Annotated in this window: 21 protein-coding genes and 3 rRNA genes; 16 read left to right on the top strand and 8 right to left on the bottom strand. The window is 66.8% G+C overall.

The genetic code is table 11. The features are described 5' to 3' along the window. Positions 1-10: 10 nt before the first annotated feature. The 3 genes from OG912_RS15240 to OG912_RS15250 all read right to left on the bottom strand — a co-directional run bounded on the left by OG912_RS15240 (position 11) and on the right by OG912_RS15250 (position 1,610). Positions 11-403 carry an AraC family transcriptional regulator gene (locus tag OG912_RS15240; protein WP_326737598.1) on the bottom strand — a complete coding sequence of 131 codons (393 nt, stop codon included), beginning with the start codon at positions 401-403 and terminating at the stop codon, positions 11-13. Then, complete coding sequence (locus OG912_RS15245) at positions 400-987, bottom strand: Uma2 family endonuclease (protein WP_327709804.1); 588 nt, start codon at positions 985-987, stop codon at positions 400-402. Before OG912_RS15245 ends, OG912_RS15240 begins: the two co-directional genes overlap by 4 nt. A gap of 164 nt (positions 988-1,151) precedes the next feature. Beyond that, entirely contained in the window at positions 1,152-1,610 is a 459-nt protein-coding gene (locus OG912_RS15250) for an ATP-binding protein (protein ID WP_327709806.1), read from the bottom strand. A gap of 211 nt (positions 1,611-1,821) precedes the next feature. Between OG912_RS15250 and OG912_RS15255 the strand changes: the two genes are divergently transcribed. Genes OG912_RS15255 through OG912_RS15265 form a run of 3 tightly spaced genes read left to right on the top strand, consistent with a single transcriptional unit; the run spans position 1,822 to position 3,093 of the window. Further along, complete coding sequence (locus OG912_RS15255; protein ID WP_327709808.1) at positions 1,822-2,673, top strand: Scr1 family TA system antitoxin-like transcriptional regulator; 852 nt, start codon at positions 1,822-1,824, stop codon at positions 2,671-2,673. A gap of 11 nt (positions 2,674-2,684) precedes the next feature. Continuing rightward, the gene (locus OG912_RS15260) at positions 2,685-2,876 is read left to right on the top strand and encodes a DUF397 domain-containing protein (protein WP_327709810.1); all 192 of its coding nucleotides are present in this window, start codon (positions 2,685-2,687) and stop codon (positions 2,874-2,876) included. Then, positions 2,869-3,093, top strand: a complete 225-nt coding sequence (locus tag OG912_RS15265) for a DUF397 domain-containing protein (RefSeq protein ID WP_327709811.1) — start codon at positions 2,869-2,871, stop codon at positions 3,091-3,093. The genes OG912_RS15260 and OG912_RS15265 overlap by 8 nt, the downstream gene beginning before the upstream one ends. A 12-nt stretch (positions 3,094-3,105) precedes the next feature. Here OG912_RS15265 and OG912_RS15270 read toward each other — a convergent pair whose 3' ends face one another. Then, on the bottom strand, positions 3,106-3,960 hold the full coding sequence (locus OG912_RS15270) for a hypothetical protein (protein WP_327709812.1): 855 nt from the start codon (positions 3,958-3,960) through the stop codon (positions 3,106-3,108). 212 nt (positions 3,961-4,172) lie between these two features. Between OG912_RS15270 and OG912_RS15275 the strand changes: the two genes are divergently transcribed. The 9 genes from OG912_RS15275 to OG912_RS15315 all read left to right on the top strand — a co-directional run bounded on the left by OG912_RS15275 (position 4,173) and on the right by OG912_RS15315 (position 13,886). Beyond that, entirely contained in the window at positions 4,173-4,853 is a 681-nt protein-coding gene (locus OG912_RS15275) for a DUF5701 family protein (protein WP_327709813.1), read from the top strand. A 37-nt stretch (positions 4,854-4,890) separates the two neighbouring features. Next, a complete protein-coding gene (locus tag OG912_RS15280; protein WP_327709814.1) occupies positions 4,891-5,475 on the top strand; it encodes a hypothetical protein in 585 nt (194 codons plus the stop codon). Between the two features lie 53 nt (positions 5,476-5,528). Continuing rightward, positions 5,529-6,233: a DUF402 domain-containing protein gene (locus OG912_RS15285; RefSeq protein WP_327709815.1), complete on the top strand. Its 705-nt coding sequence runs from the start codon at positions 5,529-5,531 to the stop codon at positions 6,231-6,233. Positions 6,234-6,549: 316 nt separating this feature from the next. Then, complete coding sequence (locus OG912_RS15290) at positions 6,550-6,858, top strand: hypothetical protein (RefSeq protein ID WP_072489575.1); 309 nt, start codon at positions 6,550-6,552, stop codon at positions 6,856-6,858. A 183-nt stretch (positions 6,859-7,041) separates the two neighbouring features. Next, a complete protein-coding gene (locus tag OG912_RS15295; RefSeq protein WP_327709816.1) occupies positions 7,042-7,905 on the top strand; it encodes a hypothetical protein in 864 nt (287 codons plus the stop codon). Then, a complete protein-coding gene (locus OG912_RS15300) occupies positions 7,895-9,286 on the top strand; it encodes a hypothetical protein (protein ID WP_327709818.1) in 1,392 nt (463 codons plus the stop codon). The genes OG912_RS15295 and OG912_RS15300 overlap by 11 nt, the downstream gene beginning before the upstream one ends. Beyond that, on the top strand, positions 9,283-10,833 hold the full coding sequence (locus OG912_RS15305) for an SCO6880 family protein (protein WP_327709820.1): 1,551 nt from the start codon (positions 9,283-9,285) through the stop codon (positions 10,831-10,833). The genes OG912_RS15300 and OG912_RS15305 overlap by 4 nt, the downstream gene beginning before the upstream one ends. 40 nt (positions 10,834-10,873) lie before the next feature. Continuing rightward, entirely contained in the window at positions 10,874-12,292 is a 1,419-nt protein-coding gene (locus OG912_RS15310) for an ATP-binding protein (protein ID WP_326737585.1), read from the top strand. A gap of 1 nt (position 12,293) precedes the next feature. Beyond that, entirely contained in the window at positions 12,294-13,886 is a 1,593-nt protein-coding gene (locus OG912_RS15315; RefSeq protein ID WP_327709821.1) for a type IV secretory system conjugative DNA transfer family protein, read from the top strand. A gap of 13 nt (positions 13,887-13,899) precedes the next feature. Here OG912_RS15315 and OG912_RS15320 read toward each other — a convergent pair whose 3' ends face one another. Then, a complete protein-coding gene (locus OG912_RS15320; RefSeq protein WP_327709822.1) occupies positions 13,900-14,457 on the bottom strand; it encodes a GNAT family N-acetyltransferase in 558 nt (185 codons plus the stop codon). A gap of 141 nt (positions 14,458-14,598) precedes the next feature. On the opposite strand from OG912_RS15320, the gene OG912_RS15325 reads away from it, so the two are divergent. Genes OG912_RS15325 through OG912_RS15340 form a run of 4 tightly spaced genes read left to right on the top strand, consistent with a single transcriptional unit; the run spans position 14,599 to position 18,317 of the window. Beyond that, the gene (locus OG912_RS15325) at positions 14,599-15,531 is read left to right on the top strand and encodes an ABC transporter ATP-binding protein (RefSeq protein WP_327709823.1); all 933 of its coding nucleotides are present in this window, start codon (positions 14,599-14,601) and stop codon (positions 15,529-15,531) included. Beyond that, entirely contained in the window at positions 15,528-16,331 is an 804-nt protein-coding gene (locus OG912_RS15330) for an ABC transporter permease (protein WP_327709825.1), read from the top strand. Before OG912_RS15325 ends, OG912_RS15330 begins: the two co-directional genes overlap by 4 nt. Positions 16,332-16,362: 31 nt before the next feature. Next, positions 16,363-17,655, top strand: a complete 1,293-nt coding sequence (locus tag OG912_RS15335) for a sensor histidine kinase (protein WP_327709826.1) — start codon at positions 16,363-16,365, stop codon at positions 17,653-17,655. Continuing rightward, positions 17,652-18,317 carry a response regulator transcription factor gene (locus OG912_RS15340; RefSeq protein WP_327709827.1) on the top strand — a complete coding sequence of 222 codons (666 nt, stop codon included), beginning with the start codon at positions 17,652-17,654 and terminating at the stop codon, positions 18,315-18,317. Before OG912_RS15335 ends, OG912_RS15340 begins: the two co-directional genes overlap by 4 nt. Before the next feature lie 62 nt (positions 18,318-18,379). On the opposite strand, the gene rrf is transcribed toward OG912_RS15340, so the two are convergent. The 3 genes from rrf to OG912_RS15355 form a co-directional block, all read right to left on the bottom strand. Next, positions 18,380-18,496: ribosomal RNA gene (gene rrf / locus OG912_RS15345) — 5S ribosomal RNA — on the bottom strand. A gap of 79 nt (positions 18,497-18,575) precedes the next feature. Beyond that, a 23S ribosomal RNA gene (locus OG912_RS15350) occupies positions 18,576-21,700 on the bottom strand. Between the two features lie 297 nt (positions 21,701-21,997). Then, a 16S ribosomal RNA gene (locus OG912_RS15355) occupies positions 21,998-23,523 on the bottom strand. The 16S, 23S and 5S rRNA genes sit together here, the layout of an rRNA operon. Positions 23,524-23,911 lie beyond the last annotated feature (388 nt).

Raw genomic sequence — 23,911 nt, forward strand, 5'->3', positions numbered from 1 at the left:
GGGCGAGCGCTCAGCCGCTCGGCCGCGTCCACGCCATCGTGAAGCAGGTCGGAACCCCGGTGGCCACCGTTTCGCTGCGGTACGTCCTAGGTGACCGGCCGACGATGTCGCGGAACGTCCGGCTGAACGTCCCCGTGCTGCCGAAGCCGACCTCGAAGGTGATGTCCGTGATGCTGCGGTCGGTCTCCCGGAGAAGGAACATCGCCCGCTCGACCCGACGCCGCTGAAGGTACCGGTGCGGCGTCTCGCCGAACGTGGCCCGGAAGGTGCGCGAGAAGTGCGCCTCGGACACATGGGCGAGCCGGGCAAGGGCCGGTACGTCGAGCGGCTGGGCGTACGAGCGGTCCATCGCGTCGCGGGCCCGCAGCATGCGGCGGTTGGACTCTTCGGAGGCACGGCTCACGCCACCGCCCCGGTCCCGTACCGAGGGAACGCGTCCGTCGCCAAGACGAGGCCCAGGGGCTCCGGCAGCGGAATCCCCTCGCCGTATTTGCCGCCCGATCTCTCCTGGTACGCACCGCCCCCGGGCCGCGTATGCAGAGCCCATGTCCCGTGCCGGGGGTCGATGACCAACAGGGCGACGACCCCGGCGACGGCGTACCAGTCGTTCTTCTGACTGATGTCGCGCGCCTTTTCCGACTGCGAAATCACCTCTACGGCAAGCACCGCATCCGCCGGGTCGGCGAGCCACGCGTCGTCCTCGTCCCACTGGTCCGGAAGCACCACGAGGTCGGGCGTCGCGTAGTCGTCCGGGGCATCGGGCATCCCGACCGACGTGACCTCGTACGCCCCGAACCTCGACGGCAGCGTCGGTTCGAGCTGGAGCCGCAGCCGCCTGATGGTTCCGGCGAGCTTGCCGCGCGGCGTCGGAGACATCACGAGACTTCCTCCCAGGACCTGCACCCGCAGCCCCGTCGCTTCCTCGATCTGCTCGGCGATGGCACGGAGATTCCCCGGACGTGGGCGCAGCGGTCGCGGAACGGGCATGTGTCTCGGCCTCCGTCTCGGCGAAGCGGGTGCGGCGCCTGCGGAGCGCGCGCGTGATCCCGGACCGCGCTCGGCGGCTGTCTCACCGTACTGCGAGAGGTACTCATACGCTTCGGACATCACGCCCCCGGATGCCAGGAAACCGACACGTTCACTACACACAGTCACGATAGGTCACCCCACTGACAATCGGGCTTGGCAACGCATTCGACCCAGAGCAGCTTCCCGCCCTGCCCGGGAAGTCCGCCGCGCATCGGATAGCCGCCCCAGCTCTCCGCGTAGAGCGTGACGAGGTACAACCCGCGCCCGCGTTGGGCGAGTTCCTGCGGCGCTTCGGCGGTCCAGCGGAAGGGGGCGGGGATGTGCGGTGCGGTGTCCCAGACGCCGAGCCGGATCCGGTTGCGGCCGGCGTCGCGCATGCGGAGGGAGTACGGGCCCGAGGAGTGCTGATAGGCGTTGGTGACGAGTTCGCTCGCCAGGAGTTCGGCGGTCTCGATGAGTTCGGACATGCCGTGGGCGCGGAGCACGTTACGGAGGGTGGCGCGGGCGACGCCGGGGGCCCGGGGATCCTGCGGGAGTTGGAGGGTGTACGTCCAGGGCGGCGCTACGGTGGTGCTGACCATGGAAGTCTCCGTTCACGGAGGGAGGTTGAGGATGCGCTTCGAGTTGCCCGGTGACGAGGCCGCTCCGTCGAGCGGGGTGCTTCCGGGCGGGTGGCCTGACGCCGAGACTAGGTGCACGCAAAGATTCCTTTCACCGCAGAACCGGAATCCTTGCGCGGAACCACTCGTGTGAGTGACCAATCAACGGGACGTATTGCAAGGGGAGTTCGAGATGGCAGGCAGGCCCGCCCCCACCGCGCGCCGCTCACGGCTCGGCGCCGAACTGCGCAAGCTGCGGGAACGCGCCGGCATGACCACCACGCAGGCGGCCGACCTCCTGGGCACGAGCTCGGGCCAGCTCAGCAACATGGAAGTGGCGCGCTTCGGAGTGAGCGCCGATCGCGTACGCGTCGCGGCCCACACGTACTCCTGCGCAGACCAGGAGCTGGTCGAGGCGCTCGTGTCCATGACGGCCGACCGCAAGCGCGGCTGGTGGGAGGAGTACCGCGAGATCCTGCCGCCCAAGCTGCTCGACCTGGCCGAGATCGAGCACCACGGGACGAGCCTGCACGCGGCCCACAGCATCCACATCCCCGGCCTGCTCCAGACCGTCGATCACGCGCGCGAGATCTATCGGCAAGCCGTCCCGGAGCTACCACCGCCGGAGATCGAGCACCGGGTCTCGTACCGGATCAAGCGCCAGGCTGTGCTCTACCGCCCGAACCCCTCGCCCTATCGGGCCGTCATCCACGAGGCCGCACTCCGCATGAGGTTCGGTGGCGCGGAGGTCGCCCGGGGCCAACTGGAGCACCTGCTCAAGGTGAGCGAGCTCCCTCACGCATCCATCCGCGTGATCCCGTTCGAGGCCACCTACTATCCGGGCTCGGGACAGTCCCTGTACTACGTGCAAGGTCCGGTACCCGCACTCGACACCGCGCAGCTCGACCAGTCACACGGTCCGGTCTTCATCGACGCGGAAGCCCAACTCGCCCAGTACCGTCTGCTGCTGGAACGGCTGGAAGCGGCATCCTTGAACGCCGAAAGGTCCCAGGAACTCATCCACAAGGTCGCCCAGGGCCTCTGAAAGGAACCGCGATGTCACCGCACACCTGGCAGAAGTCGTCGTACTGCGCACAGGGCGAAGCCTGCGTTCACGTGGGCACCGACCGAAGCGGATCGATAGGTCTGACCGAATCGGGCGACCCCACCGGCGCGATACTCCGCACCACCCCCACCGCCCTCCGCGCCCTCCTCCGCACCCTCAAGGAGGACCACCCTCATGGCTGACGACGCCCCCGCAACGCTCACCTGGATCCGCGCCGCCCCCGAGGACGAACCCGGACCCGGCCCCTGGATCGAGATCGCCTTCGGCGAGGGCGACGACCTCGTGCACCTGCGCGAGACCAGCGACCCCGGGAACGTCGTCACGACCACCCGCACCAAGTGGGAGGCCTTCGCGAAGGGTGTCAGGGCAGGCGAGTTCGACCACTTCGCCGGGCTCTGACCACCGGCTCTCTCAGGGTTGGGCGCCAGGCCCCAGAGCCGTCCGGGACTGCGTCGGCGGCAGAGCGTCCGTGGCACGAATCTCGTCGCCGAGGTGGTCGATGGACGGCCTCAGCGAACGGGCCTCGCCCTTCGGCCTCCAGCTCTCTATCGCCACGGGCAGACCCGCTTCCTGCCGGATCCGCTCCGCGAGTGCCGCGAGGTAGCCGCTGTCCCGCACACAGGTGATCAGGATGACGGCGTCGCAGCCGGTCGTCGGGAGAACCTCCATGAAATCGTCGTCGAACTCCGTCGGCAGAGTCCCGCTCTCGCTCGGGGCGAACATCGCGAAGACGCCCAGCCTCGCGCCGTCCGGTCGCACGACATGGAGCAGCGGCTCTCCGATGTCCGCCTCGGGGTGCACCTCGGCACGCTCCGATTCGCCGAGGGACTCGGTGACAGCGTCCCGGACGCGCGCCTCGAAAAGCAGCGAATCGACGAGTGCCAGCAGGTGCTCGACGTAGGAGGTGCCACTGGTGGTCTCCTGGAGGTGTCGCATGAGGCGGATGGCCTCACTGTGAGGCAGTCGGCTGGCCAGGTCGCTCGCCTGCTCGCGCTGGCGGATACCGAAGAACAGCTCCATTTCCTTGAACCTCACACGGTGCACGGACTGTCCGATGACCGCGATGAGCAGGAACGCGAGTCCGCCGAGCAGGAGCGCCACGCTCCCCGCCTGGCTCTTGCCGCGAAAGACCGAGACGGCACCGCCCACTGTCAACAGGAGGCCGATGGTCGCGGCGGCAGTTCGCTGCCACTTGCCGAGGGGAGCAGCGAACACCGAATCCGGGTCCGGCCGGCCGTCAGACGCACTGGTATCCGTGTTCGACATTCATCAACCGTATCGCCATCTAGCCTTGCAATTAAGGGAGTTGAGGCCGACATCGGAAGGGAACCCCGCCGGAGGTGGTGATGAGAACCGGCTCGGAGAACGACGCCGATGTCAGGACGGTGGACCTTCCCGCACGCAGGGAACGTTCCGACACGCCCCCCTCGTTACGCCTGCGGCCGTCCAACGTCACCCGCAGCCGCCCGAGGAGCACCGTGCCCGAACCCACTCCCGTAACCACCGCTCCCCTCCCCACGCTTCCGCCCCTGAGCACGCAGGCCGAGACACTGATCGGGCTCGGGGTGCACGAGATCGCCGGCCTGTCGGCTGCCGAGATCCGCAACTTCGCCAAAGCGGCCGGGGCCAACGGCGACGGCAAGACCGGTCTACTCGCCGTCCACCCGGACCGGGCCCCCGCCTCCGCCCTCGCCCCGCTGCTCCGCCGCGAGGACAAACCGGGCTTCATCGTCGTCGACATGCCGGACGTCGACCTCTTCACCCCGCTCGACACCGTCGCGGTCCCCGACGCACAGCTCTACGTTCTCAGCGACATCGACCGCGGCGACCACATGGCCAACTGGAGCCCGGACGAGGCACTGCCCGCCCTCACCGAGCAGGGCCGCACCCCACTGCTGCTCACCGAGGGCATCCACTGGGTGCTGCAACAGCCCGCCGCCCTGGAGCGCAACCACTGCTTCATGACCATCGGCTCCCGGCTGCGCAAGCCCAACGGCACCCTGGACTCCCGCACACCGGCGCTCTGGATCAGCAACGGCACCGGGCGGGACGGCCGCGAGCGGCGCAACGCCCCGAAGGCAGGCTGGTGCTGGGCCGGAAACCGCCACACCTGGCTGGGCTTCGGCTCCGCCACGGGCCGCCGCGGCAAGGACGCGTAGGGCCCCGCACGGCGGGCCGGTCCGGGAGACTCATGTCATGTCCCTCACCACGCGTCTCAGTCAATCAGCCGCAGCAGCCGCCCTCCTCGCGCTCACCGTGACCGCGTGCGGAACCGAACACGCCGGGCAGCAGCAGGCCCAGTCGGCCATCCCCCGGCCGTCGTTCACGCCTCGGCCGAAGTGTGCCCAGCCCGCCGAGGCTCCCCCGACCCCGGCCTCCTCATCGCCCACCGCGAGCACGACCGCAACGCCGCAACAGGGGACCAACGACGACCAGCCCCCCAATTACGCCGACAACCACGCCTACCGCATGGCGGCCGAACTCAGCCCGGCCAAGCGCGCCATGGGCGAGGCGTCGGCCGCGCTCATCGAGTCCGAGCTGGAGAAGGCCCGGAAGGAGGGCGACGTCAGTGAGAACCGGATCACGAAGGCACTGGCGCACCTCGGCTGCGGGAAGGAGCACGGCGTCTTCATCTGGGACAGCTTCTACAGCGTTCACACGGGGGACGTCTGCGTGTCCGGGCATGTGACGGAGCAGGAGCTGACCATCCAGGTGCACGGCGCGTACGCCGAACCCCAGCCGGGAACGGGGCCGTGCGTGGAGAACCGGGGCGGCCACTGAGCCGGCCGGACGGGCACGTGTCCCAAGGCCTGACCGCGGGCATGATCAATCGCATGAAAGTGGGCAAGCGGGACGACGCGAGCAACGGCACCACAGGAGCCGATTCGAGAATCGGCACGAGCAACCGCGGGAGCAACGAGCCGGGCCGGATCCTGCACTGGAACTTCTTCATAGGCGGCCACCTGAGCGCCTCCGTACCCGTGCGACTCGTCGAACGTACGCCCGAGGGCCAGCTCGTCTGGATGGAGGCGGGCACCCCGATGTGGTGCACCGCTCTGCCACGCGGCGCCACCCACCTGCGCGACATCGCACCGCACGAGCGCCCAGCCGCCGGCTACCCCGTGGTCGCCGGCCGGTGGCCGATGGGCAACGCCCTCTTCTACCAGCCGACCGGCGCCGCGCACTCCGTCCTGTGGCTCTTCGGCCGCAGACAGAAGTTCGGCGGCTGGTACGTGAATCTGGAGCGCCGGGTCCACCACGGCGACGACATCGACATCGCCGACCACGAACTCGACATCAACGTGGCGCCGGACCGGACGTGGCAGTGGAAGGACGAGGAGTCCTTCGCCGAGAAGACGGGCCATCCCGCGTACTGGACGGCCGAGGAGGCCGTGGCCATCAGGACCGAGGGCGACAGGGTGGTCCGGCTCGCCGAGGCCGGAACCTTCCCCTTCGACGGCTCCTGGTGCGATTTCCGGCCGCCGGCCGCCTGGCGAACCCCGCCCCGGCCACCGGTCCCCCGCCACCCGCTCCTCTGACCGACGACCGCCCCGACCTCCTCGCCACCGCCCCTGATGGGTGCGGTTCGGCACCCCTTGCAGGTCTCGGCCAGGGTGGCGCGATGGCGATCATTGCCCGGCGTCACCCTCCGTGATACACAGAGTAATCAGACGCAAATCGCCCACACACCGATTCGATCCGCAGGTCAGGACGGTCAGACCGGTCATATGTGCGAGATCCGGGTAAAGAGAGCCGTCAAGTCGTCGTACGAGAGCAGTTTCATCAGCGAAGATAGAGGGTGACCCGTGCCATGCGGTGCGGGCACCGAACTACCCAACAGGGGCGGTGACTTACATGATCCTGGCAGCTGAGAAGGGCGACATCACCACCATCATCGGCGGAATCGCCCCGAACTGGGGGCCGTTCGGGACCTTGGGCAACGAGGCCCGCGTAATGATCGAGGTCGTGATGGCGATCGCCATCCTGCTCTGCCTCGGCATCGCGGTCTGGGGCGCGGCGAAACAGCGCATCGGCGCGACCGCCCTGCGCGACACGTTCAGCGCGGAGCAGGGCAAGGGGCTGATCGTCGCGGGCCTGACCGGTGTGTTCATCATCGGATCGCTGGGCACCGTGTTCACCATCGTCTACGGGATGGCCGTCTAACCAGCCGTCAGCCCGCGCCCGGGGGCAGTCCCGCCCCAGCCCTCACCATCCGTCCGTCGTGCCCACCGGCAGAGGTTGCGTCCCCCTGATGTCGACTCACCACACCGCGTCCACGCGAGAACCAGCACGGCTACCGTCGTACCACGACACGGTTCAGGCAACGGTTGAGGGGGCGTACGCGGCATGAGTCACGACGACGGCTACGGCAACGACTCGGGGCGTACGGGCGACGGCTACAGCACCATCGGCGGCACACGCCAGACCCGCACCCGCCTCCCCGACGGCGAAGGCAGCGACGGCTACGGCCCCCGCCGCCCCGCCCGCAGCTCGCGTTCACTGGTCACGGTCGTGGGCGTGATCGTCCTGCTGCTCGCGGCCATCGCCTTCGCCAACATGGGCGGGGACGACGGGAACGGCAAGGACGGTGCGTCGGGGAGCGACGGCAAGAAGGCGGGGGCTGCGCCGACTGCGGCCACGGGGACGAAGCCGGTGACGGGGAAGAACGGCGAGATTCCATCGGGGTTCGCGCACGATGAGCAGGGGGCGCAGAGCGCGGCGTCCAATTTCGCGGTGGCGCTCGGCTCTGTCGAGATGTTCACGAAGGACAGCCGTCACGCGATCGTGGACAGCGTCTACACCTCGGCGGCTGCGAGCAAGCTCAGAGACCCGCAGGATGCCGCCTACTCCTCCGACTTCCTACAGAAGCTCGGTCTCGATGCCAATGGCAACGCACCACAGGGCAGCACGTTCGTATCGCGCACGGTCCCTGTGGGAACCAAGGTGGAGTCCTTCGGCGGAGATACGGCCAAGGTATCCGTCTGGTACACGGGGTTGATCGGTATGTCCGGTGCAGGGTCCACCGACCCGGTCCGCACTTCCTGGAAGACCTGGACCGTCGAACTCGCATGGACGGACGAAGGCTGGAGGGCCGTCAGCGACACGCAGAAGGACGGGCCTGCCCCGGTCCCCGGCGATGTGGCGGCATCCAGTTCTGACGAGATCAGTAAGGCTGTCGAGGAATACGGAGGCTTCACTTATGCCAGGTAGCCCTCGGCTCCGCGTTCGCTCCGCCGTTGCCACTCTGGTTGCGGTACAGACAGCTGTTGTCCTTCTGTCTGCACGTGCCGTTGCCGCGCCCACGCCGTCCCCATCGCCGTCGTCGAGCCCAGGCAACAAGGCCTGCGATCTGCTCATCGGCCCCGCCAAACAGTACTGCGAGGACGGCGACGCAGCCGCCCCCAAAATCTCACCCCCCAACAGCGTCGACTCCGCCCAGGACCCCCTCACCTCCCTAGGCCGCGGCTGCGCCGACGCCGCAGCGTGGATCGTGGGCAAGCTCAGCGAGGCCGTCAAAAGCACCGCCAACGTCGACTTCACCAACACCCGCTTCCTCCAGCAGTACGCGATCGTCTTCGCCGCCTCCACCGTGCTGACGCTCGTCCTGTGGCTCCTCGCCGTCGCCAAGCGGGCGATCCGTGGCGTGCCGTTGACCACCGCGATCTCCGAGGCCATCGGGTTCCTCTGGCTCACCGTGCTCGCCTCGGCCTTCACGCCGCTGATCCTCTACACGATCGTGTCCGCCACCGACGGCGTCACCGAGGTCATCGCCTCGTCCTCCGGCGGGCAGACCGACGTCTTCTTCGGGTCGTTCGCCGAGGCGCTCAAGAAGGACTCCGACATCGGCGGCGGGCCGATCATGCTGATCGTCGTCTCGCTCGTGTCCATCCTCGCCGCGGGCATCCTCTGGCTGGAGCTCGTGATCCGCGCCGCCCTGCTCTACGTCGGCGCCCTCCTCGGAACCGCCGTGTACGCGGGGCTCGTCGACAAGAACATGTGGGGGCACGTACGCCGCTGGGCGGGCATCATGATCGCCGTGATCATGGTGAAGCCGGTCATCGTCATCGTGCTCGGCCTGGCCGGCGCGCTGTCCTCGGACGACGGGCCCGACGCGTTCTCGGCCGTCGTGTCCGGACTGGCCATCATCCTCCTCGCCATCTTCGCCTCCGGGATGATCTACCGCTTCGTCCCCGGCTTCGGCGACGAGATCCAGGGCGCCCGTACCAACCGCAAGCAGGCCACCGACGGCTCCCAGGCCGCCGCGATGATCAGCTCGCCCGCCGCTCTCGTCTCGCAGGGCATCAAGACCCACAGCAGCCGCGGCGGCGGCCAGGACGGCAGCGGCGGCGGCAACAGCGGCGGCGGACGGCCCGCCAACCCGGCCAGCGGCGGAGTCGCCGCACACAGCTCCCGTAACTCCGGGAGCGGGGTCGGCGGCGGATCTGTCCCCTCCGCCGCACCTCCGCCCCGCAGCGGTTCGGGCCCCACGTCCGGCACCCCGCACGGCAGCCGCGGCTCACGCGGCGGATCAGGCGGATCAGGCGGATCAGGCAGTTCAGGTAACAAGATCACAGGAGGTGGCGGGCGTTGAGCACGCAGTCCCATCCGATCGCGCCCCGCCGTACGTATCTCATCGGCCGTGCCCGGCCGAACGCGATCGTCGGCAAGAACCGCGAGACGGGCGAGATCGCCCTGATCATCGGCGGCGCGTTCCTCGGCATGATGAGCGGGCTGCTCGTCCCGGTCCTGTCCCTGCGGATCGTGCTGCTCACCGGCTTCCCGCTGCTCGCCCTGGCGATCGTCTACGTCCCGTACAACCACCGGACCTTCTACAAATGGTTCGAGATCAACCGCAGCTTCAAGCGCTCCCTGCGCCGCGGCACGTCCTACCGCTCCACCGCCATGGAGGCGGGCATCAGCTCCGACGGGCGTGAGGTCGAGATCGGGCCACCCCCCGGCATCGGCCGGATCAATTGGCTGGCCGCACCCTTCGGGCCCGACGAGATCGCCGTACTGCTGCACGCCGACCGCCGCACCGTCACCGCGGCCATCGAGATCGAGGGGCCCGGCGTCGGGCTGCGCGACAGCGAGGACCAGGAAGCGCTCGTCGACCGCTTCGGCACCCTGCTCAAGCACGTCGCCAACGGCGACGGCTTCGTGACCCGCATCCAGATGCTGGCCCGCACCCTGCCCGCCGACCCCGACGCCCACGCCAAGGACGTCGCCCAGCGCGGCGACAAGGCCTCCCCGGGCTGGCTGCAGGAGTCGTACGAGCAGCTCCAGTCCATGGTCTCCACCTCCAGCGAGCAGCACCGCGCCTACCTCGTCGCCTGCATGCACTTCAACCGCGAGCTCGCCGCCGAGGCCCACGCCATGGCCCGCGCCGCCCGCCCGCACGCCGGCCGCAAGATCGACCGGGACGCCGGACTCGCCGTCGTCATGGCCCGCGAGCTCACCGACATCTGCGCCCGCCTCGCCGAGGCCGACATCCGGGTCCGCCAGCCGCTCGGCCAGAGCCGGCTCGCCTCCCTGGTCCACTCGATGTACGACCCCGACCACCCCATCGACCACATCCAGGCCATGACGAAGCGCAACGCCTGGCCGGCCGAACTGGACGCCGTCGAGCCGACGTTCCTCCAGGCCAAGACCCGCGAGTCCTCCACCCGCGCGCCCTGGTGCCACTCCACGGCCTGGGTGAAGGAGTGGCCGATGACACCCGTCGGCGTCAACTTCCTCGCCCCGCTCCTCGTCCACACACCCGACGTGATCCGTACGGTCGCGGTCACCATGGACCTCGAACCCACCGAGATCGCCATCGAGCGGATGCTCACCGAGAAGACCAACGACGAGGCCGAGGCCAGCCGCCAGGCCAAGATGAACCGCACCATCGACCCCCGCGACACCGCCGCCTACGGCCGGCTCGACCAGCGGGGTGAAGATCTCGCGAGCGGCGCGGCCGGGGTGAACCTCGTGGGGTACATCACCGTGTCGTCGCGTTCCCCCGAGTCCCTCGCCCGCGACAAGCGGACGATCCGGGCCTCGGCAGGGAAGTCGTATCTGAAGCTGGAGTGGTGCGACCGCGAGCACCACCGCGCCTTCGTGAACACCCTGCCGTTCGCCACCGGCATCCGCCGCTAGCCCACCAGTCCGCGACACAGAGAGGGAGGTCAGTCACGCCATGCGAGATCCGATGTCCGCGTTGTCGGACGCCTTCACCGCCTTCCTCTTCGGGAAGGTGGAGACGACCCGGCTGCCCGTCCGCACCTCGACCGGACAGGCCCAGGCGGTCTACCTGCCCACCGCCGCCCCCGGCCTCGGCGACTCCGGCGTGATCATCGGCCGCGAGGTGTACTCCGGCAAGGGCTACATCTACGACCCCTTCCAGCTGTACGGGCAACAGCTCCCCGCCCCGCACTGGCTGGTGCTCGGCGAGTCCGGCAACGGCAAGTCCGCGCTGGAGAAGACGTACGTGCTGCGCCAGCTCCGCTTCCGCGACCGCCAGGTCGTCGTCCTGGACGCCCAGGGCGAGGACGGCGTCGGCGAATGGAACCTCATCGCCCAGGAACTCGGCCTGACCCCCATCCGCCTCGACCCCACCTCCGCGCTCAACGGCGGCATCCGCCTCAACCCGCTCGACCCCGCGATCACCACCACCGGCCAGCTCGCCCTGCTGCGCACCATCATCGAAGTCGCCATGGGCCACGGCCTCGACGAACGCTCCGGCTTCGCACTCAAGGTCGCGCACGCCTATGTGAACGAGACGACGACCGACCGCCAGCCGGTACTGATGGACATCGTCGACCAGCTCCGCCACCCGGAGCCCGAATCCGCCGAGGCGATGAACGTCGACATAGACGACGTACGGGCCTGGGGCCTGGACGTCGCCCTCGTCCTGGACCGGCTCGTCGACGGCGACCTGCGCGGCATGTTCGACGGACCGACCTCCGCAGGCATCGACCTCGACGCCCCGCTGATCGTCTTCGACCTCTCGCACATCGACCGCAACTCGATCGCCATGCCGATCCTGATGGCGATCGTCGGCGTCTGGCTGGAACACACCTGGATCAGGCCCGACCGGAAGAAACGCATCTTCCTGGTGGAAGAGGCCTGGCACATCATCAACTCCCCCTTCGTCGCCCAGCTCTTCCAGCGCCTGCTGAAGTTCGGCCGCCGCCTCGGACTCTCGTTCGTCGCCGTCGTCCACCACCTCAGCGACGTGGTCGACGGAGCCGCGGCACGGGAAGCGGCGGCCATCCTGAAGATGGCCTCCACCCGCACGATCTACGCCCAGAAGGCCGACGAGGCCCGAGCGACCGGCCGGGTCCTCGGGCTGCCCCGATGGGCGGTCGAGATCATCCCCACGCTCACCCCCGGCATCGCCGTCTGGGACGTCAACGGCAACGTACAGGTCGTCAAACACCTGATCACCGAGGCCGAACGCCCCCTCGTCTTCACCGACCGCGCCATGACCGAGTCCTCCGCCGTCGACCTGCTCCCCGAGGACGTACGCGCCGCCGAGCTGGAGGCGGAGCAACGCGCGGCACGCATCGAGAACCAGCAACGGCTGAACGAGTCGTCCGAGTCAACGGTGGCATGACATGGCGGGTGCGGGGCGCGGCAACGTACGCAACGGGAACGGCGGCGACAACGGCAACGGGAACGGCAGCGGAGGCATCCCCGACGGGCTGCTGATCGGTCTGCTGCTCTTCCTCCTCGGCCTGACCCTGCTGGCCTGGACGGCCACCGGCCTGGCCGGGCTCCTCGCCCACGGCGCCTGGCCGGAGGGTGTCACCCTCGCCGAGACCCCACTGGCCATGCGCCGGCTGGTGGAGGCCCCGCACGACCTGCCCGCCGCCTGGCCGGTCACCCCGGCCGGGGAGCTCTCCGGATACGGGCTGTTCTGGGGCCTGTTCATCGGCGAACTGATGGTGCTGGTGGTACTGACGGTGTTCGTGATGGGCGTGGTCGCCCGCTGGCGAGGCGTACGGGCACGCCAACGCGCCGAACGCCTGGAGCAGCGGAACGAGGAGCCGCGGGGTGAACCGCGGCAGGAGTACGCGTACGAGGAACAGGCCGCCCACCGGAAACCCACCCCCGAACCGGTCAACGAACCGGTCTCCGACCAGGTCACCGAACAGGCACCCCCGCCCGACGCCCCCCATACCCAGACGCGCCAGACCCCCCAGGCTTCCCCCGTCCCCGTCCCCGTCCCCGTCCCCGTCCCCGTCCCCCTCCCGCCCGTCGTCCCCTCCCCGCGCACCCCCCTCGTCGTCTACGGCCCCGCCGCCACCCGCCGGCCCACCGCCGTCCAGGCCATCCGCGAGGCGGACGGGCCCGTGCTCGTCGTCACCTCCGACCCCAGCGTCTGGGCCGAGACGAAGGACGCCCGCGCCAAGCTCGGCCCGGTCCTCGTCTACGACCCCGGCCACCTCTGCGACACCCCGGCCCGGCTCCACTGGTCCCCCACCGCCGGCTGCGAACAGCCCGACCGCGCGGCCGCCCGCTCCGCCGCACTCCTCGCCCCCGTACGACCGCAGTCCCGCATCGACGCGGCGACGGCCGACACCGCGGAGACCCTCCTGCAGTGCTGGCTGCACGCCGCCGCCATCGACGGCCGCCCCTTCCGCCAGGTCCACCGCTGGGCCCTCGGCGGCAGCGCCCACGAACCGGTGCGCCTGCTCCGTACGCACCCCAAGGCAGCCTCAGGACTCGCCGGACTCCTGGAGTCCGCGCTCACCGGCTATCCCGAACGCCGCGAGATGGCACAGGAACTGACGGTGCGGGCCTTCGGCGCCCTGTCCTCGGTCCACATCCGGGACGCCTGCACACCGAACCGCGCCGATTCGCTCGCGCTGGAATCTTTTGCGGACGAGGGGGGCAGCCTTTACGTGGTCGGCGAACCCATCGAGAACCCGCGCTCGGGCCCCGGGGCGATGCCCCTGCTCACCGCGCTCGCCGCAGACGTGGTCGAGCACGGCCGCCGCATGGCCGCACGGTCATCCGACGGTCGGCTCGACCCACCAATGACGCTCGTCCTCGACGACATCGCGGCCGTGGCGCCACTGCCCCGGCTGCCTGAGCTGCTGACGACCGGCGAGGACCAGGGCCTGCCCACCGTCGCCCTCCTCCGCTCCCCCGAACAGGCCCGCGCCCGCTGGACCCAGCAGCTCCCCACCCCGACCACGCTCTGACCACAGCCGCCCCTCAGGGACGCGCCACCGCGTACTCCAGCTCCCGGGCCGTCGGATCACCCGGCATCGGCACGGTCTCCCCGGTCGGCACGAACCCGATCCGCCGGTACAGGGCCGCGGCCCGCGGATTGTCCTCGTGCACATACAGCCGTACGCGCTCGATCAGCGGCTCACCCAGCGACCACGCCCAGTCCATGCCCACCCGGAACAGCTCCTCGGCCAGCCCGCCGCCCCGCACCTCGGGCCGCACGAACACGCCGACCACATGGGCCTGGTGGACCACGGGCGCCCCACCGAACACCGCGCTCCCGTCGGGCCGCTCGATCAGCACGGTCACCGTGCCCGCCCAGCTCCCGTCGGGCGCCTCGGCGACGAACTGCCGCACCCCGCCCGATCCTTCTTCCGAAGCGCCGAGCGTCCGCTCCCGCCAGAAGTCGTCGCTGCGCTCCAGGCCCTGCTCGTACGTCTCCAGAAACGCCACCGGAGCGGCCGGATCCTGTAGCGCAACCAGCCTGAGTTCCTTCGCCGACTGCCACTCATCGGCACGCACGGCTCGTATCACGTAGTCCATGCACCGATCCTGACCTGCTGCCCACGGCCGTGCAAACAAATTCGGCCGACGCCGAAACGTCGTACCCCGGTACTACGTCCACCGCCACGTCCCACCCCCGGTCCGACGCCCGGCGCCCGCCCGCTCCGTAGCGTCGACCGCATGATCAGGGCATACGAACTCACCAAACGGTACGGCGACACCACCGTCGTCCAGGACCTCGACTTCACGGTCCGGCCCGGCACAGTCACCGGCTTCCTCGGCCCGAACGGCGCCGGAAAGTCCACGACCATGCGCATGCTCCTCGGCCTGGACGCACCCACCCGCGGCCGCTCCACGGTCGGCGGACGCGCGTACGCCACCCACAGCGCACCCCTCACCGAAGTCGGCGCGCTGCTGGAGGCCCGCTCCGTCCATCCCGGACGGACCGCCTTCCACCATCTGATGGCGCTCGCCCACACCCACGGCATCCCGCGCAGCCGCGTCGAACACGTCCTCGGCCTGGCCGGCCTGACCGCCGTCGCCGGAAAGCGGGTCAAGGGGTTCTCGCTCGGCATGGGCCAGCGCCTCGGTATCGCCGCGGCCCTGCTCGGCGACCCGGCCACCCTGATCCTCGACGAGCCGGTCAACGGCCTCGACCCGGAGGGCGTGCTCTGGATCCGTAACCTGCTCAGATCCCTCGCCGCACAGGGCCGCACGGTCCTCGTCTCCTCACACCTGATGAGCGAGATGGCCCTGACCGCCGACCACCTCGTCATCATCGGACGCGGCCGCCTTCTCGCCGACACCACAGTCGCCGACTTCGTCGCCACGGCAGGCGGCGGCGCCGTCAAGGTCGTCACCCCGCGGGCCACAGCCCTGCGCGACCTCCTGCGCGGCCCCGGCATCGACATCACCACCGCGGACAGCCCCGACCAACTGGAGATCCGCGGCACCGACGCCGCCCACATCGGCCGCACCGCCGCCGCCCACGCCATCCCCCTGTACGAACTCACCCCGCTCGCCGCCTCGCTGGAGATGGCCTTCATGGACCTCACCCAGGACTCGGTCGACTACCGGATCACCACCCCCGAACCGACCGGAGCCCTCGCATGACCACCACGGCACCCACTCCAACGCCCGCCCCGCGCCCCTACCGCGTCACTCCCACCCGGGTACTGCGCTCCGAGTGGCACAAGCTCCGCACCCTGCGCTCCAGCTGGATCACCCTGGGCTCCGCCGCCGCACTGGTCCTCGCCGTCGGCATCGTCATGGGCACCACCTACACGTCCGACGGCGGCGACTCGGACGTCGACACCGTCATCCTGGTCCTCTACGGCACCACGCTCGGCACGCTGTGCACGGTGGTGCTCGGCATCCTCGTCACCGCGGGCGAGTACTCCTCCGGCATGATCCGCGCCTCGCTCACCGCGGTCCCACGACGGCTCCCGGTCCTGTGGGCCAAGGCGGCCGTCTTCACCGCCACCGTCCTCGGCACCATGCTGGCCACGTCACTGCTCACGTTCGTCGTCGCACAGTTCTTCCTCCACGACACGGACCAGGCCGCCTCCCTCACCGACCCCGGCGTGCTCCGGGCCGTCGCGGGCAACGCCGTCGGGGCCACGCTCCTCAGCCTCATCGCCCTCGGCCTCGGCGCCCTGCTCCGCTCGGTTCCGGGCGCGATCGGCGCCTTCATCGGAGGCGTGATGGTCCTGCCGGAGGTGCTCACCATGCTCCCGTACGACGCCGTCGAAACCGCCGTCCGCTACTTCCCCACCCAGGCGGCCGGCGTACTGGGTTCCGCCACACCGCTCCCCGACGCCGCCTCCACCGGCGGAGCCCTGCTCGCCCTCGTCCTGTGGGCTGCGGCCACACTGATCGCAGCGGCCCAGCTCCTGCGACGCCGCGACGCATGACGCGGACGCGACCGGACGCGAGGATGGGCAAGTGACGGACCAACCAGTGACGGACGACGACGAAGGCACGCACCGCCCGCCCGGCGGCGCCTCCCCCCTCACCGGTCACATCCAGCGCCTGCTCCAGTGTGTCCGCGCGTCCGACCGCCGTCGGCCTCTCGTCTGGGACGGTCTGCTCACCACGTTCTGGGTGCTGTTCGCCGTCCTCGACGTCTCGTCCGGCGGCTGGCGCACGGTCGCCGTCGACCGGGACGTGTCGGCAACGCTGGTGTTCTGGATGAGCGTGGCGTTCTCCGCCCCGCTGCTGTGGCGCCGCACCCATCCGCTGGCCGTGCTGGTGTTCATGGCGCCGTTCTCCCTGGTCAACGTGTGGACGGGGGCAGTCATTCAGGCCGCCTTCCTCCAGGAGATCGTCGTCTTCAACATCGCGCTACGGCAGCCGATGCGCACCCTGGCCGGGTCGGGCGCCATCGTCCTCGCCCCGCTCGTGATCGGCTCGGCCCACTTCCCGGACGACTGGAACCGGCTCTTCATCCCTCACCTGTACGCGTTCGCGTTCGCGTCCCTGGTCGGCATCGTGGTGCGTACGCGCAAGGAGTACACGGAGGCCCTCGTCGACCGCGCCAACCGGCTCGAACTCGAACGCGACCAGCAGGCCCAACTCGCGGCAGCAGCCGAACGGACCAGGATCGCCCGGGAGATGCACGACATCATCGGGCACAACCTCTCCGTCATCACGGGCCTCGCGGACGGCGGCGCCTACGCCGCGGCCAAGAACCCCGAACGGGCCACCCAGGCCCTGGACGCCATCGGCACCACCAGCCGCCAGGCCCTCGCCGAACTCCGCCGCCTGCTGGGCGTCCTGCGCGACCACCCGGACCGGGCCGACCGCACCCCGCAGCCCACCCTCGACGACCTGGACGCCCTGATCGCAGGCGTACGCAGCGCAGGCCTCCCCGTAACCCTGCACCTCCACGGCACACCACCGGCCGTCCCACCCACCCCCGGGCGTCAACTGACGGTGTACCGGGTGGTGCAGGAGGCACTGACGAACACGCTGAAGCACGCCGGACCGGCCCCCGCTCTGGCGGCGGAGGTCACGCTGACATACGGTCCGGCGGAGCTGGAGGTCCTGATCACGGACAACGGCCCCCCACACCCCACCGCCGGCCCGCCCGACAGCACCGGCCAGGGCATCACGGGCATGCGTGAACGCGCATCCCTGTACGACGCCACACTCGAAGCGGGCCGACCAGCCACCACAGCCTCGGAACCCGGCTGGCAGGTACGGCTCCGACTCCCCCTGGAGGACTCCCCCTCGTGACGACCGTGCTCATCGCGGACGACCAGCCGATGCAACGCTTCGGATTCCGCATGCTGCTGGAGAGCCAGGACGACATGACAGTCGTCGGCGAGGCCGCCAACGGCCACGAAGCCCTCCAACTCGTCGCCCGGCACCAGCCGGACGTCGCCCTGATGGACATCCGCATGCCCCTGCTCGACGGCATCGAGGCCACGCGCCGCATCATCAGGACCGGCTCCCGTACGCGCGTCCTCATCGTCACCACGTTCGACCTGGACCGCTATGCGTACGACGGTCTGCGCGCCGGCGCCAGCGGCTTCCTGATCAAGGACGCGCTGCCGGAGGAGCTCCTCTCCGGCATCCGCGCGGTGGCCGGCGGCGACGCGGTGGTCGCCCCGAGCCTGACCCGCCGCCTCCTGGACGCGTACGTACAGCACTTGCCGGCCACCCCCGGCGGACCCGCAACACCGGACGCCCGTATCGCGAAGCTAACCGACCGGGAACGCGAAATCCTCACCGTGATCGGCCAGGGCTGGAGCAACACGGAAATCGCCGAACGCTTCCACCTGGCCGAATCGACCGTGAAGACCCACGTCTCGCGCATCCTCGCAAAGACCGAAGCCAGAGACCGAGTACAGGCAGTCATCCTGGCGTACGACACCCACTTGGTCACCGCAGGCTGAAGACCCTGTAAACGCAGAAAAGCCCCGTGCCACAAGGGCACGGGGCTTAACTATCAAAAGGAGTTCGGCGGCGTCCTACTCTCCCACAGGGTCCCCCCTGCAGTACCATCGGCGCTGAAAGGCTTAGCTTCCGGGTTCGGAATGTAACCGGGCGTTTCCCTAACGCAATGACCACCGAAACACTATGAAATTAACCAACACCGGATAAAAACACGGCCGTTCGTTATTTCAGAACTAACACAGTGGACGCGAGCAACTGAGGACAAGCCCTCGGCCTATTAGTACCAGTCAGCTCCACCCGTTACCGGGCTTCCACATCTGGCCTATCAACCCAGTCGTCTACTGGGAGCCTTAACCCTTCAAGAGGGTGGGAATACTCATCTCGAAGCAGGCTTCCCGCTTAGATGCTTTCAGCGGTTATCCTTTCCGAACGTAGCCAACCAGCCATGCCCTTGGCAGGACAACTGGCACACCAGAGGTTCGTCCGTCCCGGTCCTCTCGTACTAGGGACAGCCCTTCTCAATATTCCTACGCGCACAGCGGATAGGGACCGAACTGTCTCACGACGTTCTAAACCCAGCTCGCGTACCGCTTTAATGGGCGAACAGCCCAACCCTTGGGACCGACTCCAGCCCCAGGATGCGACGAGCCGACATCGAGGTGCCAAACCATCCCGTCGATATGGACTCTTGGGGAAGATCAGCCTGTTATCCCCGGGGTACCTTTTATCCGTTGAGCGACAGCGCTTCCACAAGCCACTGCCGGATCACTAGTCCCGACTTTCGTCCCTGCTCGACCCGTCGGTCTCACAGTCAAGCTCCCTTGTGCACTTACACTCAACACCTGATTGCCAACCAGGCTGAGGGAACCTTTGGGCGCCTCCGTTACTCTTTAGGAGGCAACCGCCCCAGTTAAACTACCCATCAGACACTGTCCCTGATCCGGATCACGGACCCAGGTTAGACATCCAGCACGACCAGAGTGGTATTTCAACGACGACTCCACAACCACTGGCGTGGCCGCTTCAAAGTCTCCCACCTATCCTACACAAGCCGAACCGAACACCAATATCAAACTATAGTAAAGGTCCCGGGGTCTTTCCGTCCTGCTGCGCGAAACGAGCATCTTTACTCGTAGTGCAATTTCACCGGGCCTATGGTTGAGACAGTCGAGAAGTCGTTACGCCATTCGTGCAGGTCGGAACTTACCCGACAAGGAATTTCGCTACCTTAGGATGGTTATAGTTACCACCGCCGTTTACTGGCGCTTAAGTTCTCAGCTTCGCCGACCCGAAAGTCAGCTAACCGGTCCCCTTAACGTTCCAGCACCGGGCAGGCGTCAGTCCGTATACATCGCCTTACGGCTTCGCACGGACCTGTGTTTTTAGTAAACAGTCGCTTCTCGCTGGTCTCTGCGGCCACCCCCAGCTCACCGAGTAAATCGGATCACCAGTGATGGCCCCCCTTCTCCCGAAGTTACGGGGGCATTTTGCCGAGTTCCTTAACCATAGTTCACCCGAACGCCTCGGTATTCTCTACCTGACCACCTGAGTCGGTTTAGGGTACGGGCCGCCATGAAACTCGCTAGAGGCTTTTCTCGACAGCATAGGATCATCCACTTCACCACAATCGGCTCGGCATCAGGTCTCAGCCTTAATGTGTGACGGATTTACCTACCACACGGCCTACACCCTTACCCCGGGACTACCACCGCCCGGGCTGGACTACCTTCCTGCGTCACCCCATCGCTTACCTAGTACAAGTCTGGTTCGTCGGCTCCACCACTACCCTCAACTCCGAAGAGATCGGGCCGGCTTCACGGACTTAGCATCGCCTGATTCAGTATTGGGCGTTTCAAAGCGGGTACCGGAATATCAACCGGTTGTCCATCGACTACGCCTGTCGGCCTCGCCTTAGGTCCCGACTTACCCTGGGCAGATCAGCTTGACCCAGGAACCCTTAGTCAATCGGCGCACACGTTTCTCACGTGTGTATCGCTACTCATGCCTGCATTCTCACTCGTGAACCGTCCACAACTCGCTTCCGCGGCTGCTTCACCCGGCACACGACGCTCCCCTACCCATCCACACAGGCGTTGGCCCTATATGTGTGAATGACACGACTTCGGCGGTACGCTTGAGCCCCGCTACATTGTCGGCGCGGAATCACTTGACCAGTGAGCTATTACGCACTCTTTCAAGGGTGGCTGCTTCTAAGCCAACCTCCTGGTTGTCTCTGCGACTCCACATCCTTTCCCACTTAGCGTACGCTTAGGGGCCTTAGTCGATGCTCTGGGCTGTTTCCCTCTCGACCATGGAGCTTATCCCCCACAGTCTCACTGCCGTGCTCTCACTTACCGGCATTCGGAGTTTGGCTAAGGTCAGTAACCCGGTAGGGCCCATCGCCTATCCAGTGCTCTACCTCCGGCAAGAAACACACGACGCTGCACCTAAATGCATTTCGGGGAGAACCAGCTATCACGGAGTTTGATTGGCCTTTCACCCCTAACCACAGGTCATCCCCCAGGTTTTCAACCCTGGTGGGTTCGGTCCTCCACGAAGTCTTACCTCCGCTTCAACCTGCCCATGGCTAGATCACTCCGCTTCGGGTCTTGAGCGCGCTACTAAATCGCCCTATTCGGACTCGCTTTCGCTACGGCTTCCCCACACGGGTTAACCTCGCAACACACCGCAAACTCGCAGGCTCATTCTTCAAAAGGCACGCAGTCACGACGCACCGAGCAAGCTCGATGCGCGACGCTCCCACGGCTTGTAGGCACACGGTTTCAGGTACTATTTCACTCCGCTCCCGCGGTACTTTTCACCATTCCCTCACGGTACTATCCGCTATCGGTCACTAGGGAATATTTAGGCTTAACGGGTGGTCCCGCCAGATTCACACGGGATTTCTCGGGCCCCGTGCTACTTGGGTGTCTCTTAAACGAGCCGTTGATGTTTCAGCTACGGGGGTCTTACCCTCTACGCCGGACCTTTCGCATGTCCTTCGCCTACATCAACGGTTTCTGACTCGTCTCACGGCCGGCAGACCATGAAAAAGAGATCCCACAACCCCGCATGCGCAACCCCTGCCGGGTATCACACGCATACGGTTTGGCCTGATCCAGTTTCGCTCGCCACTACTCCCGGAATCACGGTTGTTTTCTCTTCCTGAGGGTACTGAGATGTTTCACTTCCCCTCGTTCCCTCCACACTGCCTATGTGTTCAGCAGTGGGTGACAGCCCATGACGACTGCCGGGTTTCCCCATTCGGAAACCCCCGGATCAAAGCTTGGTTGACAGCTCCCCGGGGACTATCGTGGCCTCCCACGTCCTTCATCGGTTCCTAGTGCCAAGGCATCCACCGTGCGCCCTTAAAAACTTGGCCACAGATGCTCGCGTCCACTGTGCAGTTCTCAAACAACGACCAGCCACCCATCACCCCACCCTTACCGGATGAGTTCACTGGGGCCGGCAACCGAAGGACGACCATTACGGCCGTACCTTCAGATACCCAACAGCGTGCCCGACCCGACCGATCACCCTCACATTCCACGCCGAAGCAGTACTAGTGAGAACAACCTGTCGTGCCGAATAGTCAACGTTCCACCCATGAGCTAACCACCGCCGAACATTTGCCGGCGTAGTGGCTCTGGATTCCTTGCGGAATCTAGATGCTCCTTAGAAAGGAGGTGATCCAGCCGCACCTTCCGGTACGGCTACCTTGTTACGACTTCGTCCCAATCGCCAGTCCCACCTTCGACAGCTCCCTCCCACAAGGGGTTGGGCCACCGGCTTCGGGTGTTACCGACTTTCGTGACGTGACGGGCGGTGTGTACAAGGCCCGGGAACGTATTCACCGCAGCAATGCTGATCTGCGATTACTAGCAACTCCGACTTCATGGGGTCGAGTTGCAGACCCCAATCCGAACTGAGACCGGCTTTTTGAGATTCGCTCCGCCTCGCGGCATCGCAGCTCATTGTACCGGCCATTGTAGCACGTGTGCAGCCCAAGACATAAGGGGCATGATGACTTGACGTCGTCCCCACCTTCCTCCGAGTTGACCCCGGCAGTCTCCTGTGAGTCCCCATCACCCCGAAGGGCATGCTGGCAACACAGAACAAGGGTTGCGCTCGTTGCGGGACTTAACCCAACATCTCACGACACGAGCTGACGACAGCCATGCACCACCTGTATACCGACCACAAGGGGGGCACCATCTCTGATGCTTTCCGGTATATGTCAAGCCTTGGTAAGGTTCTTCGCGTTGCGTCGAATTAAGCCACATGCTCCGCTGCTTGTGCGGGCCCCCGTCAATTCCTTTGAGTTTTAGCCTTGCGGCCGTACTCCCCAGGCGGGGAACTTAATGCGTTAGCTGCGGCACCGACGACGTGGAATGTCGCCAACACCTAGTTCCCAACGTTTACGGCGTGGACTACCAGGGTATCTAATCCTGTTCGCTCCCCACGCTTTCGCTCCTCAGCGTCAGTAATGGCCCAGAGATCCGCCTTCGCCACCGGTGTTCCTCCTGATATCTGCGCATTTCACCGCTACACCAGGAATTCCGATCTCCCCTACCACACTCTAGCCTGCCCGTATCGACTGCAGACCCGGGGTTAAGCCCCGGGCTTTCACAACCGACGCAACAAGCCGCCTACGAGCTCTTTACGCCCAATAATTCCGGACAACGCTTGCGCCCTACGTATTACCGCGGCTGCTGGCACGTAGTTAGCCGGCGCTTCTTCTGCAGGTACCGTCACTTTCGCTTCTTCCCTGCTGAAAGAGGTTTACAACCCGAAGGCCGTCATCCCTCACGCGGCGTCGCTGCATCAGGCTTTCGCCCATTGTGCAATATTCCCCACTGCTGCCTCCCGTAGGAGTCTGGGCCGTGTCTCAGTCCCAGTGTGGCCGGTCGCCCTCTCAGGCCGGCTACCCGTCGTCGCCTTGGTAGGCCATTACCCCACCAACTAGCTGATAGGCCGCGGGCTCATCCTTCACCGCCGGAGCTTTTAACCTTCCCCCATGAGAGGGAAAGTGTTATCCGGTATTAGACCCCGTTTCCAGGGCTTGTCCCAGAGTGAAGGGCAGATTGCCCACGTGTTACTCACCCGTTCGCCACTAATCCACCCCGAAGGGCTTCATCGTTCGACTTGCATGTGTTAAGCACGCCGCCAGCGTTCGTCCTGAGCCAGGATCAAACTCTCCGTGAATGTTTTCCCGTAATCGGGTAGACACCACGAGAGCGGAACGACCATGTCGGAATATGACCGGTCGTCCACTGAATCCTCGCTGTGTGCATTGCCTACCAGGCCAGAGGCCTGTTAGGACTTTCAAAGGAACCTCGAACCTGCCGAAGCAGGTCGGGGTATCAACATATCTGGCGTTGACTTTTGGCACGCTGTTGAGTTCTCAAGGAACGGACGCTTCCTTTGTACTCACCCTCAGAACATTTTCTGGGGCTTTCCTCCGGGCGCTTCCCTTCGGTCTTGCGTTTCCGACTCTATCAGACTCTTTCGTGTCCGATTCCCGGTCGAAGCGGGCCTCGCGTTTTCGCTTTCCAGTTCTTCGCTTTCGCGCTTTCCCTTTCCAGCGAGCTCA

This window comes from Streptomyces sp. NBC_00464 (assembly GCF_036013915.1).
Classification (GTDB): domain Bacteria; phylum Actinomycetota; class Actinomycetes; order Streptomycetales; family Streptomycetaceae; genus Streptomyces.